At 34.4% G+C, this 13,699-nt stretch carries 13 protein-coding genes and 1 pseudogene; 2 read left to right on the top strand and 12 right to left on the bottom strand.

What is annotated here, in order from left to right:
• Positions 1–223: 223 nt before the first annotated feature.
• Entirely contained in the window at positions 224–961 is a 738-nt protein-coding gene (locus V192_RS0111155) for a class A sortase (protein WP_025871752.1), read from the top strand.
• A 129-nt stretch (positions 962–1,090) separates the two neighbouring features.
• On the opposite strand, the gene V192_RS0111150 is transcribed toward V192_RS0111155, so the two are convergent.
• The 4 genes from V192_RS0111150 to V192_RS0111135 all read right to left on the bottom strand — a co-directional run bounded on the left by V192_RS0111150 (position 1,091) and on the right by V192_RS0111135 (position 3,623).
• Entirely contained in the window at positions 1,091–1,522 is a 432-nt protein-coding gene (locus V192_RS0111150; RefSeq protein WP_025871749.1) for a hypothetical protein, read from the bottom strand.
• 335 nt (positions 1,523–1,857) lie between these two features.
• A complete protein-coding gene (locus V192_RS0111145; protein ID WP_025871747.1) occupies positions 1,858–2,079 on the bottom strand; it encodes a hypothetical protein in 222 nt (73 codons plus the stop codon).
• 381 nt (positions 2,080–2,460) lie between these two features.
• Positions 2,461–2,784, bottom strand: a complete 324-nt coding sequence (locus V192_RS0111140; protein WP_128080816.1) for a hypothetical protein — start codon at positions 2,782–2,784, stop codon at positions 2,461–2,463.
• A 125-nt stretch (positions 2,785–2,909) separates the two neighbouring features.
• The gene (locus tag V192_RS0111135; protein WP_025871742.1) at positions 2,910–3,623 is read right to left on the bottom strand and encodes a winged helix-turn-helix domain-containing protein; all 714 of its coding nucleotides are present in this window, start codon (positions 3,621–3,623) and stop codon (positions 2,910–2,912) included.
• Between the two features lie 247 nt (positions 3,624–3,870).
• On the opposite strand from V192_RS0111135, the gene V192_RS0111130 reads away from it, so the two are divergent.
• Positions 3,871–5,355 carry a helix-turn-helix domain-containing protein gene (locus V192_RS0111130; RefSeq protein WP_239644654.1) on the top strand — a complete coding sequence of 495 codons (1,485 nt, stop codon included), beginning with the start codon at positions 3,871–3,873 and terminating at the stop codon, positions 5,353–5,355.
• Here the strand turns inward: V192_RS0111130 and V192_RS22225 are convergent.
• From V192_RS22225 to ruvA, 8 genes and pseudogenes are all read right to left on the bottom strand, one after another.
• Positions 5,350–5,910: a hypothetical protein gene (locus V192_RS22225; RefSeq protein WP_239644653.1), complete on the bottom strand. Its 561-nt coding sequence runs from the start codon at positions 5,908–5,910 to the stop codon at positions 5,350–5,352. The two genes, V192_RS0111130 and V192_RS22225, sit on opposite strands and share 6 nt — an antisense overlap.
• A 227-nt stretch (positions 5,911–6,137) precedes the next feature.
• Positions 6,138–6,881 carry a helix-turn-helix domain-containing protein gene (locus V192_RS22220; RefSeq protein WP_082266017.1) on the bottom strand — a complete coding sequence of 248 codons (744 nt, stop codon included), beginning with the start codon at positions 6,879–6,881 and terminating at the stop codon, positions 6,138–6,140.
• A 373-nt stretch (positions 6,882–7,254) separates the two neighbouring features.
• Positions 7,255–8,774: pseudogene (locus V192_RS19995) on the bottom strand (oleate hydratase).
• Positions 8,775–9,055: 281 nt separating this feature from the next.
• Positions 9,056–9,631, bottom strand: coding sequence for a TetR/AcrR family transcriptional regulator (locus V192_RS0111115; protein ID WP_025871738.1), 576 nt, complete (start codon positions 9,629–9,631; stop codon positions 9,056–9,058).
• Positions 9,632–9,907: 276 nt separating this feature from the next.
• Positions 9,908–10,966, bottom strand: a complete 1,059-nt coding sequence (locus V192_RS0111110; protein ID WP_029948230.1) for a hypothetical protein — start codon at positions 10,964–10,966, stop codon at positions 9,908–9,910.
• Positions 10,967–11,182: 216 nt separating this feature from the next.
• Positions 11,183–11,860, bottom strand: a complete 678-nt coding sequence (locus tag V192_RS0111105; RefSeq protein WP_025871734.1) for a CPBP family intramembrane glutamic endopeptidase — start codon at positions 11,858–11,860, stop codon at positions 11,183–11,185.
• A 170-nt stretch (positions 11,861–12,030) separates the two neighbouring features.
• Positions 12,031–13,041, bottom strand: coding sequence for a Holliday junction branch migration DNA helicase RuvB (ruvB, locus tag V192_RS0111100; protein WP_025871731.1), 1,011 nt, complete (start codon positions 13,039–13,041; stop codon positions 12,031–12,033).
• A gap of 12 nt (positions 13,042–13,053) precedes the next feature.
• Positions 13,054–13,665 (bottom strand): Holliday junction branch migration protein RuvA, encoded by a 612-nt coding sequence (ruvA, locus tag V192_RS0111095; protein ID WP_025871729.1) that lies wholly within the window; start codon positions 13,663–13,665, stop codon positions 13,054–13,056.
• Between the last annotated feature and the right edge of the window lie 34 nt (positions 13,666–13,699).

Genomic DNA, 13,699 nt, shown 5'->3' with positions numbered 1-13,699 from the left:
TTTGGAAAGAAAAGCTTGTGTCTTTTATTTTAAGATTCAGTTACAAAGAGTTAAAAAGTCATTGCTTTTTAGTTTTTTCATTACTGGACTACAGGAACGTGAAGCGATCTTCTTCATTTTTTTAAAGGATCCTTTTTAAAAATAATATTTAGAAAAACCTAAAGATTTTAAGCTAGGGTTTCAAAACAATTTATGATACACTATGATAAAAAGGAGGGAGAATATGGCCACCAGAAAAGACCGCCCTAAAAAGAAAAAATCCCGAAAAAGAAATTGGCTGATCAACATCTTCCTATTCTTGTTGTTAATTGTTGGTTTAGCTCTTGTCTTCAATACACAAATCAGAAACCTGTTGATCCAGCAAAATGGAAAAGCATATGCTGTTGAAAAATTAACACCTGAGGATATCGAAAAAAACAATCAAACAGATACAACATTTGATTTTGCAGCAGTTGAGTCCTTGAGCACAGAAGCCGTTCTCAAAGCGCAATTAGCTAATAAAAATTTACCTGTAGTAGGCGCTGTAGCACTACCTGATGTGAAGATCAATTTACCGATTTTCAGAGGATTAGATAATGTTGTTTTACTAACTGGTGCTGGAACAATGAAACCTGACCAAGAAATGGGCAAAGGGAATTACGCACTTGCCAGTCATCGTGTTCAGGATATGATTTCATTATTTTCACCGCTGGAATATTCAAAACCAGGAGAATTAATTTACACGACTGATTTAACGAATGTTTATACATATAAAATCAATTACGTAGAAAAAATCGATCCTTCCCGCGTGGAGCTGATCGATGATATTCCCGGTAAAAAAATGATCACTTTGATCACCTGTGGAGATATGTATGCCACGACCCGGATCGCAGTTCAAGGAGAACTAGAATCCGTGACGCCGATGAAAGACGCTACACAGGCAATGACAGACGCGTTTAATATGGAACAATTAACGTTATAAATCATATAAAAAGGTAAAAGAGACTATCAGCGTAAAGTTGATAATCTCTTTTACCTTTTTGCTTTCAATCGATTTAAAAAAATGAATCAGATTGCTCTGAGTACTCTGCCAAGAGCTTTAAACAGAGGCTTATTTCTCAGGAGCTAAGAAGAAGTAATCCTTAATCGTCCCTTTTTTGTCTACATAAGCAAACATGAACCATTTTCCTTTTGAAACTTTGTAATTTTCTACAGTGTAATATCCTGTATATCCAGGGATACCAGGCATAACAACTGCGTCTAACTCAGCTTTTTCAAAATTTTTGAAACCAGTTCCACCAAAGAAGTCAACTTCACCAACAACTAAATCAAAATTAGTATTTTTTTTCGTTAGTTTTAATAACGCTAATTCGGAATTAATCGCTCTACTATTTTTCACATCATTCTTAGAAAAATATTGTCCTGGACGTGCAGGGACTGTTTCAGAAACAGCTACAGATGCTTCTGCTTGGCTTGGTAGTAAAGCTAAATTACCTAAACCAAATAGAGAAACTAAACCTAAAACAACAACAAATTTTTTCATTATTTCACCTCCCTTTACTTTTTGATAGTAACAAAAAAAACGAATAAAATCAATATATTTTTTACATTTTATTAAAAATATTGTATCATTAACTATTCTAGATAATTTAAAAATCAAAAAAAGATAACTGAGAACGGATAAACACAGCAAAAAAAGCCATTAAATCATATTCAATTTATATAATTTTGTTTTTTATTTCATTATATATATATAAATGTCCTGAAATTAGCAATCCCATCATTAGAAAACTACAAATAACAATCCTTTATAAATAGATTCCTAACATAAAAAAACAGAGCATTCTCTTTTAGTTGAATGCTCTGAGTCTTTTTCTATTAAAAGTGACTTGTTTTTCTTACTCGATAATAGCTATAACGAATCATTGCTACAATTAGTACGATTGGGTATATGAATAACGTCACAGCCAGCCATTCTAAGTTAAATACGGACATAAATGATAAATGATAGGTAACAGCATAAATCAATGGCAAAAGGATCGCCAATAACCCATAATACAAACTCATTTCAAATACGACTGTTTTATATAAACGTTTCATGATTCATTTCCCCAATCTCTTTTGACTTTTATTTAGTGGATATTTCTCTTTGTCATTTCTCTACTGTTTCATTGTACTTTTTTTTCTAGAGAGATACATCCATCTATAGTCTGAGATTTTTCTAGTCCTTTGTCTTGATTATCGCTTTAAACCTTTTCCAGCCTGCACTATCTCCAGTTGTAAGGTAGATATAACACAATAAAAGTACGACTGAAATCAAGGGCATGCCTACAGAATTTTTTTGAACCAGTGTGCCTTCGTACCAAACCGTTAAGTGGCCTGTTCCAGTCACCTCAACTTCACTATTAAACAATCCTCAACAAGTAGTTTTATATTATACGGTCACCTATACCTCTTCCAGAAACAGCTTCTAACTTTATTTTATAGTCGATAATCTGAATTTGCGGCTTCAATAATTTTGATACCATTAGCTTCATCAACTATTACAACTAAATTTTTGTCTTGATCTTTCAATTTCATTAGACTACTTAATTGTTCTAAAGCAGTCATTGAATTTTTGCCATGATAGATTTCATCTTCCAATAGATTGTAGAGAAATACTTTTTGGCTATGCAACTTCAATTTCTTTTGAAGATCCATATATTGATATTTCAACTCGATTTTCCCATAAGACAAATAGTTGCCTTTTGAATCCTTTAGTTTACTCAGGCTAGATAAAACGACATCATTTCCAAAAACGTTCACATTGTATCTATCCAGTTCTCGTTGTACCGCATCACTTATTAAATTGTTTTTTTTGGTAGCATCAAAAACGACAGCCATCGTTATTCAATTGTGATAGTTTCGTAAATAGAAGCCTCATCAATTGTTTAGCGAACAATCATATAGCCTTTAGAGCGGACTGTTTTAATATATTTAGGTTGAGTTGGATTTTCCTCCAATTTTTTACGCAGATGGAAAATTAAGTTGCTAACGCGATATTGCTTATTTCCTGTCTCGATATCTTCAAACTCCTCTTTCCAAACATTGGTGTAAATTTCTTCATATTTTACAGCTGTCCCGAGGTTATCAAATAAAAAAGAAATTGTTTGAAACTCTAAACGTGTTAAACTAACTTCTTTTCCTTCAACTAAAACACTCAAGTTATTAGGAATCAGCTCCAGATTACTTGTAACCTGTACTTTTTTCCCAGACCTTGCTTCTTTTGTTTGTACATTGGGTTTCTTATTAACTCGATTCAATATATTGGATAGTTGTAAAATAGACTCTTCTTCGTCGCTTTCTTTATCAACTACACCATCTGCCCCTAACTGTAAGTATATAATCCTACTTGTCTTCGTCAGATTTTTAGACACAATCCAGATCAACGCATCAAAATCGCGTCTAAGTTCTAAAATTAATTCACAGATATTCTTTAACTCGCATGTTGGTGTTTCTTCAATAATCAATGCATCCATTTTGGATGCTTCATTGATTATGTCATCGCTTGATAATTGATATATTTGGTAGGTTAGTTTATTTAATTCCTTTGAATATGTATCTCCTAATTGATTATTTTCTGATACGATACCTATGTTATACATACTGTTTTCCTTTCATTCTTAAAATAAATACATATATTTCTTTATATTTTCAATTCTATTTGATTATATATTTATTTTTACGTTTTAATTTACAAATACGATTATTTTTTAGGTCATTTTTGAAATCATTTGTTTTAAAACCTTTATTTTTTTAACTTTTTTACTGTTTTATGGTATATTTTTCACTATAAATTAAAATAATATCTATGATATAAAAAGGATGCCGAATATTATGAGACATACATTCATGAAAAACAATGACGCCAAGAAATTTGAATTATTTAAAAAAATATTATTGAGTCAAAACGGCATCAGCATTCAAAAACTTACAACTGAACGTAATGATCCTAAAAGTAATTTTTACCGCTATATTCAACAATTAAATCAAGATCTGCTTCAGGTGTTCCCAGAAACACCCTTTAGCATTGAACAAAAAAACACAATTTTCTTCATTACATTACCAGATAATTTAAATACAGCTTACGTCATTGACGTCTTAGGATATAGTTATATTTCTGCTTCGCCTGAGTATTTGATTCTTTTGGCTGCTACACAGAAAAAATATTCTTCTTTGGAATCTCTTGCTCAAAGTATTAATTTAAGTCCTTCTTATACTTACAGAAGTTTAAAACAATTAAATACTAAACTAGAGCGCTTTAATCTTAAGTTTACCTTTAACAACAGCTCAAAAAGGGATAATTTATTAGGTACGGAAGAGAATATTCGTTTCTTTCTCTTTTATATTTATTGGAAGTCTTTTAGAGGGCTTACATGGCCCTTTAACAAATCGCCTGACTATTTTAAAAACTTGCCGATTCCGATTAATACAACTTTAGCACCTTCGCAGTTATCTAGATTACGCTACTTTCAAAACATAACGTACTGGAGAGTTCTGTATCTACAGAAAAAGGTAAGTCTTGAAGCAGAGCTGATTTCCTATTTAGAAATTCTAGATGCGGGGAATCCTACTTTATTTACTATAGATTTTAATGGTACATTAACGGCTGACGAAGTTAATAGCGAACAAAAATATTTTGCTTTTCTTACAAGATTTTTTATCGCCGATATTGATACAAAAGAAATAAAAAGAAAAACTGCCCAACGATTTCTTGATTCCAAGCTACCTTTAACAAAAAGTTGCCAGAATTTATTAAGCGTATTAACATCAACTTATAATTTGGTCATAACTCAAGAGAACTATCTTATTTTCTTTTATCATATAATGTCGGCTCTACTTTATATCGACTATATTGGGAACGACTACAAACCATTTTTAGAAAGACCAGAACAGTTATCCTTTTTAGATACAGATGACCATAATTTCACCAAAACCGAAAGGGAACTAACAAAACTAGTCCACAATTTTCTTGAAAAAGATCCCTATTTGAAAAAAGATCTAGCAACAGGTTTTATCACTCATATGGTTAACTTGCTCTATTATGTTATTGATAGTTCTAGGAAGATCACTCCACTGATTATTTTCTGTCAATATTCAAAAAATTTTTACACCGTCGATGAAATACAAAATAGCTTGTTAACTATTTTTGGTAGAAGCGCTATTCAATTTACAAATGATATTCAGCAAGCGGACGTTGTCATTTCTGATGCTTATGAAGGGAATATTCCAAATCAAAACTTCTTTTATTTTGCTGAACCATATAATCCAGATACTTGGCGTTTATTGTCACGCTTTATCCAAGCAAAGCTACATGACGCTACATTCTCCTTATGATTGGGATTGGTCATCTGCCCAGAGATTGATAATTTTTCGTTGTCCGAAATTTTTAAGGTTTGCTTTTGTAATCACATTGATTGCATTATTGATATCTGAAAAATCTGAAAACGAATTAACAAATACAGTGCTGGTTTGCTCAGGTGTCCCTTGCAATTGAACATCTGTAATCAAAATTTCCGGCTCGTCACGGAATCCTGTCACTAACTGAACCCTATCGCCAAAAATCAAGTCGAGCTTATTAGTAAGTATATTTTCAATAAACACTTTTGAATTTTGCACCATTACTTTTACAGGCTCATATTGATATTCTTGAAGCTCGTTCAATAATGTATAAACAAGTAAGTAAAGTGAATTAATAAAGGCTGCTCTCTCAATATTTAGTTGCTCCCACCAGGCTTTATAAATCGTGGACGTTGTTAATTCGTTCACGATTTTCTCGATTTTTTTAACGATTTCTTGCTCAGCCTCATCACGATAATAGTAATTAGTTGAGTCATACACATAGTAAAATATACTCAAGTCAACATAACAAGTTGAAAAAGTCAAATGCATCCTATCTATTTCCTGTCGAACCCGCAAAAAGTTTTTAACGTTCGTTGCTTTCGCCCCTATGAAAAAACTCTGAATAATTCTATCCGTTAATAAATTACTCTGTTCAACAAAAGGAAAATTTTGCTCGTTAAAATAAGATTCATAACTTTCATAGTCAAACTTCACTTCAATCAAATTTTCTTTATACACAAATAATTGAATAGCACTTAATTCTTGCCAAGCTTGATCTAATGTTCTATTTTTTTGAATATAAAATAGTCAAGTACGACTTTTTTATATTCAAACTTATCCCGCTTGGCCAACTTTATTAACATCTCGTTATTGAAATAATGTTTTTGGGAAGAACGGATATTACTGATAAAAACAAGCAAACAAATCTTTCGTTGTCGAACTCTATTTAGGGTATGCCACTTTTCAACAGAATTATAAATATAGGTTTCAATTTCATGATATTCGTGCTGGCTAAAGAGCCATTGGCTTGATCCATAGGAGAAAAACAAAAAATAAAAGTTCCTAATTTTTAATTCATCGCCAAAAATCTGATTGTCACGTGTCAGTTTTAAATCAAAACTAGTTAAAATTACTGACAATCTTTGGCGATACCTCGAAAATGTTGGCGCACTGATGTACTCTAACTCACAAAATTTCTTTACATCAACTTTTTCATATAAGAAAATACTTCGAATCATTTTATAAAGAACAGATTTTTTAAAATATTCAGTAGCTATTGTCATCAAATCTAGATTTTCTCCAGAAATGCCTTTTATTGATTTATTTGCATAGGTAATCTCTAATTGATCACTTGAAAAGAAAGATTCGTGTTCAAATTTTCTAATTATTTGAAGTACAGTCTTTTCAGAAATATTTGTATGTACAGAAATCTGTTTGATACTTACCACTTGTTTTTTCTGATCTATATAACTTAAAATTTTTAATTGTTTATCATAATTTTCATCTAAAAAAGCTCTCATTATTACCCCCAAAACGAAAATTCTTTTAATTAATAACAAAATGTCCTTTTTAACAAATCATATCTCTTTTTCCTCTTTATTTATTTCTTATATTTCTTTTTTTATCGTAAAAACAGAAATACTTCCGTGACAAAAGCTATTATGCACGATACAACGGGGTTTTTTTTWTTTTTTTTTAGTAAATTAATTGTCAAAAAAAAGTAAAAAAATCGATACCTATCTTTTAGGTATCATTTAAATTTTAAACAAAGAAAGAAAAGAGGATGGAATAGAACTAAAAATTAGTTCTATTCCATCCTCTTTTCTTTTGATAATTATAACTATTTTCCCTTGAATACTTCAATAGGGTCATTTCATATGATACTTTAACTATCTATCTAAACATCGTTTGAGCAGCTTTAGCTAATACTTTAGGATCTCGATTATATGGAGTGACAGGAATAATTTCCTTATCGATATCAAACAGAGTATATACCGCAATTCTCGCCGCACGTACTGAATACTCTTCTGTAAAGACCATGTCTTTCGGTATTTCCACAAATTGACTGACCATTGCAAAATTTGTGCTGTTTTCTGGAACAACTTGAGGACGATCCGTCATTTTACGTGGTTGGAATTGTGCATCGATGTATGGCATATATGCTGGAATCACGTTCACCACATCTTTGATGATTTCATCCCAATCCGCTTGCCAACCCATTTGACAGATCCATTCATATAAAATTTCTTCCCCTGTACAATCACGCATTGGTTTTTTCACGTAATCGCCGACTTTATCTGTGTAAATGCCGTAGCCCCAGAATATGGTTGTATCAGGATCTTGATTTTTAAAATGAGGTTGGGCCGCAACAACAGTACTCATCAACCAACTTGAATCTTTCAGGGTCATCAAGCACCTGATCCAGGGATGTTGCCGGAAAATTCTTCAATTCGTTTTAATAATTTTTCACCACGACAAGTAACCGTAAAGCTTTCCCAATTTGTTTCAGCTTCATTGCCAAAGAACGGCTCAGGATTGCCTAATCCAGCTTTTTTCTTGGCAATATTACGCCATAGACGAGCAGAACGAGATTCTTCCGTAACTGCTGGGGCTGGAGTGCTCCAGTCACCTTCTGTTGAGCTATCTGTCATCGTTCCATTAGTCATGATCACAACATCTTCTTCATTTAGCTCGATTGTTTCTCCATTCCCTAGTTTCAACGCAGTGACAGTGATTTCAGAGCCTGGTTTGAATTCTAAATCTACCACATCTTCATTTAAAGTAAAGTCAACGCCATGTTTTTCTAAAAATGCTTTCAACGGTAAAATCACACTATCGTATTGGTTTAGCGGCGTACGAGTAACCCCTTCTAATGTATCGATACGAGAAAACTCTAAAATCATTCGATTCATATAACGACGTAATTCAAAGGCGCTGCTCCATTTTTGGAAAGCGAATGTCGTTTGCCACATATACCAGAAATTTGTTTCAAAAAAGTGTGGGCCAAACCATTCTTCAATCGTCACACCATCTAAACTTTCTTCTGATGCGCCTAATAATTTAGTCATGGCTAAGCGATCTTCATTATCAAACCCCATGGTATGTGCATCAAGGATTTCTTGGTCTTTTGTAACCAAACGTGCTTGAGCGTGTGTTGGATGTAAATGATCAAAATTTAAAATTTCATCTGTCACGCTATGATTTGGCCATTCAAGTGATGGAATGCTATCAAATAATTCCCAGAAATTTTCATAGGTTTCTTCATTAAGCATCCGGCCACCACGAGCAACGAATCCTTTTTCGTTTGTACCGATACCATCATTGCTTCCGCCCAGAATTTTCATACCTTCGATCACATGGATATTTTTCCCACTAAAATTAGCATCGCGAATCAAGTAAGCTGCTGCCGCCATTGTCGCAATCCCACCGCCAATTAGGTAGACCTGTTTGTCTCCATAATAACGGCTATTGATTTCTTCTTCTATTTCAGCAACTTTTTCTACTTTCTTTTCAGCGGATACTTTTTTAGCTAGAAAGGCCGCACCTAGTGCACCTGCTGCTGCTAATCCAATATGTCTTTTTTTCATGAAATCCCCCCGATTCAATTTATGAACCTAGCGTACAATGATTCTACATAAAAGTCTTGTGATAGCCTTTCCATTCCGTCTTCTTTTTAGACACTATGGACAATTTGTCACAATAGCTCATTCTCTTGGGCATAGAGGCGGTAAGAGAAAAACTCAGTGTCTTTGGCTAAACGGAATAGCTGTGTAGCGATTTCTAGCGGTGATTCTTTATAGCTACCGAGAATCCAATCGATCAAGACTCCACTACAACCATATGAAAAGAAACGAGCGTAAAAGACTTTATCTTCTGGGAGTAATTGCTTTTCTTTGTCCATTTGATCGAATAAATTGATGAACAGTTTATTTGTGATTGCTGAAAAGCACTTTCTTAAGATATCTGAATCTGAGCTGACTGTATTATAGTAGAAATCACTTTTAGATTGAATCGCTTTTAGCATTTTTAAGGCCTGTTCTTCCCAATTGTCGATACTGACATCTGGTGAATCTAAATAAATCAATGCATCGTGGGTATAAATCCAGCGCAAAAGATCTTGTTTATCGGTGAAGTGATAATAGAAGGTCTGGCGATTTAGACCAACTTCTTTGGTGATATCTTGGACACTTATTTTACTGAAAAGCTTTCGATCGCATAATTCGATCAATGCAGATGAGATGGCTTTTTTGGTTATTTGGGATTCACTCATAGTTTTTTCCTCGCTTTTTTTAGATAGGTTTATCATACCAAATAATGAGGGGAAAATATAAGGTTTTGAGGTATTTTTAGGGATTGTTAATGGTTGTGGAAGTTTTGTTTGAACATAAGTTGGTTTATCGTATTTGTTTTTTATCGTATCGACTATAGTTATTGTACAGATAATTGAATTTCTCACAAACTAATCACTTATTGTATTTGATGGAAAATATAGAAAAAAGGCATAGCCAATGCTATACCTTTTTACATAATTCATTGTTGCCAATTCTTACAATTTACTTTCAGTCACAGGATCTTTCACTAAATTAGCACCCCATAAACCTGCTAAAGAGGTAATGATCATGCCAAGAATCATTGCGACAAAGCCCCAAATAGATGCTTTGGCTACTGTGTTTGAAGCATCTTCTGCTGTTTGTCTTGCTTCTTTGATGTCTTTATCTAATTCTTTCTTCGCATCTTCAAGATTTGATTTTGCATTTTCAATTTGTGTTTGTGTTTCTTTCGATGCTTTTTGTAATTCGTTGTAGATATTATCTGTCGCTTGTTGTGCTTCTTCTTGTGATAAATCAGTATTCTTCGCTACGGCATTAGCGATTGCTGGGCGATCGATTGAATCACCGATTTTTTTCGCTTTTGCTTCTAAAGAATCTGCTGTGTCTTTGAAAATTTCATCTGAGTTGTCCGGATTTTTTAAGATTTCTTTTCCAGCATCTGTGATTTCATCGGTTGCTTCTTTCATTTGATCTTTCAAATAATCAGGTTGCAATTCTTTCACGTCAGTATCAGATAAAACTTTTTTGACTTGTCCTTGTAGTTCAGTTGTATCTACTGATTGAACGTTGTCTGTGACTTTATCGAATCCTTTGCTGATTGCATCAGATGTACCAGATGCTACTGTTTCCACAGTGCTACCCGTTGCTGAAGCAATATTGCCAAATAGAGAACCGATTGCTGAAAATGCACCGATCGCTGTATAAGAAAGAATAGCCAATAATACCAAGACACTTGTTGCCCATGTTAGAAAGCCATGAACCAAGCCGACTCTGCGCGCAGCCACCCCTGCAATAAATCCACTACAAAATAAGGAAAGAACAAATGTTACCACTGTCCAAATAATAAGGCCCATTCCCACACCGTCTAACGGATTATCCGACGTTGGTTTAACTATCCCAAAACCAATTGCTGAACCAATCAAACTTAAGGTAAAGAAAATCGCAAAGAAGGAAACTAAACCTGCTATAATTGCCCCCCAAGAGATATTTACCCCTGCTTCATCTTGCGTTGTTAGGTACGATACAAAACCTTTTTTTCTCGTATTCTTTTCCATGATTTCCATCCTTTCATTTGTTTTTTTATTAATTGGTACACTAACAACTATAAGAGCAGAAAATATTTTGTGCAAACGATACGATTTTTTTCTAACCAAACACTCACTTCTTGTAATAAAAAGCATATCATTTGCATGTGTTTCAAAAAAATGTTAGAGCTACACCAAATATTGGTATAGCTCTAACATCACATTTCTAATTATAGTAAAAAAGCTTTAATGTATTAAGGTCGTCAACATAACACCTATAAAAATCAACCAATCAAAAGCAATATGAATAATCGTGCCAGCCCACAATGAATCTGTTTTTAGCGTTGCCCACGTAAATGGAATTCGAGTTAAGCCGATCACGACCAAGCATTGAAACCAATTCCAATCATACGTCGATAAGTGTAATGCTCCAAACATAAGACTTGTTAAAATAACTGAGCCAATGATAGCAATTTTTCGTTCGATTTTGAAATGTAATGCTACATGCACCAATAGAATCAGTGGAATCGTAGTAATGATTTCTTCCCCGGGCAACATAAACAGTGTTTTTCCAAACATCGTAAGAGCGGTTTCCAAGCCATGATTGAATTGACTAACGATCGGGTTATCAGCTGTTGGTTGTCCGATCGCTCCGGCCATAAATTTTGCTAAAAGAGCTGTTATCCAACTTAAAATATAAGCAATCAATATAATTTTGACTGAACCTTTTTTTAATGGAGAATAAAGATTTTTGATTCCAGCTACACCATACATCAAATACATTCCAATTAATCCCGCAACTAGAATAAGACAAAAGTTAAAAATAAATGCTATATTCAATAATGAATAAAATGCACCTCCTAATAATGCTATCGAAATAATTGCTGGGACCAGTTTTACTTTTTTATCAAATAACTCTTGCACTTTCTCTCCACCCTCAAGTTTATTTTCTTTCAGTATAATTTCAATCTTTGCAACAAACAAATGATCCGCCTAATTCAAAAGCAATCTATTTCCGCTTAGCCAATCTCATCACTAAAACTCAAAAACTACTCACCCCACTTGTTATCTGCGAGGTGAGTAGTTTTATTAAATTATTCCTGATAATAAGACTCATAACCAAAATGCTCATAAGCTAAAGCCGTTGCGATCCGACCTCTTGGTGTCCGTTTGATAAAGCCCTTTTGGATCAAATAGGGTTCATACATATCTTCTACGGTCTCAGTTTCCTCACTGATATTGACAGCTATCGTACTTAAACCAACAGGTCCGCCACCGTATAATTCGATCATTGTTTTTAACAATTTTTGATCGACATAATCTAACCCTTGATGATCGACCTGCAACAAGGTCAAGGCCTGATCTGCAATTCCTCGATCGATTGTCCCGTTTGACTGTACTTGGGCAAAGTCACGCACACGTTTTAGTAAACGATTGGCAATCCTTGGTGTGCCACGAGAGCGACGAGCGATTTCAAATGCCCCTTCTTCTACTATTTCTGTTTGAAAAATATCAGCTGAGCGCAAAACGATTTCTTTCAGATCTTGTGTTTCGTAATATTCCATATGTGAAATGATTCCGAAACGATCTCGAAGCGGTGCGGATAGCATTCCTGCTCTGGTCGTTGCACCAATCAAAGTAAATGGCGGTAGCGGGAAATGAACTGGGTGAGCAGTCGTTCCTTGCCCAACCATGATATCAACATAGAAATCTTCCATTGCTGAATAAAGCATCTCCTCTACCACACGAGGTAAACGATGAATTTCATCGATAAACAACACATCGCCCGGCTCTAATTCATTTAAGATAGCGACTAAATCGCCTGCACGCTCGATGGCTGGACCACTAGTAGTGCGGATATTGACATGCATTTCATTGGCGATTACCATGGCCATCGTTGTCTTACCTAGTCCCGGTGGACCGTATAAAAGTGTATGGTCTAACGCTTCTTCTCGATTACGAGCCGCTTCTATATAAATTGTAAGCTCTTGTTTTACTTTATCTTGACCGATATATTGTTCGAGAAATTGGGGGCGCAGTGACTTTTCTAGTGTTTCTTCACCTTCGCTTGTTTCAGCAGAAAGTAGTCTTTCATCTTCTGTCATAGCCATTCCTCCTTAGCGTTTCATCATGAATTTCAGTGCATTGCGCAAGTATTCATCCGTTGGTTGGCTGCCTAGTTCTTCCAATTTCGGTGTAATTCGTTTGATTTCTTTTTCGCTATAGCCTAGTGCACTTAAAGCTTCTAACGCTTCTGTAAGTGATTGATTTACTGATTGAGCAGTTGGCGTTTTAGCCATTGCTTCGACCGCTGCTTCTGACGTTTCTAATTCACCTAATTTTCCTTTTAGATCGAGAATCATTTGCTGAGCCGTTTTTTTACCTACGCCTGGGAATTTTGTTAGATAAGCAGCATCTTCACCTTCAATGGCATTGATCAAACCGCCGTGATCATCGGATGCCATAATCGCAAGACCGCTTTTCGGTCCGATTCCTGACACACTGATTAGTTTTAAAAAGAGTTGTTTTTCATCTAGGTCGCCAAACCCATATAATAAATGGGCATCCTCACGAATAACTTGATGAACATAAATTTGAATTTGCTGGTCGGTTTTGCCAGAATAACGATAGGGATTGCCTACAGAAATCTGATAACCGATACCATTTGCTTCTACTACAATATAATAAGGGCTGATAAATGTAACCTTACCAATGATATACTCGTACATAATTTCACCTTTCTTGATTCCATTAAAGTTGGCG

This window comes from Enterococcus crotali, from assembly GCF_000633635.1.
GTDB classification, from domain to species: domain Bacteria; phylum Bacillota; class Bacilli; order Lactobacillales; family Enterococcaceae; genus Enterococcus_L; species Enterococcus_L crotali.
This window is presented reverse-complemented; position numbering and strand designations above follow the sequence as displayed.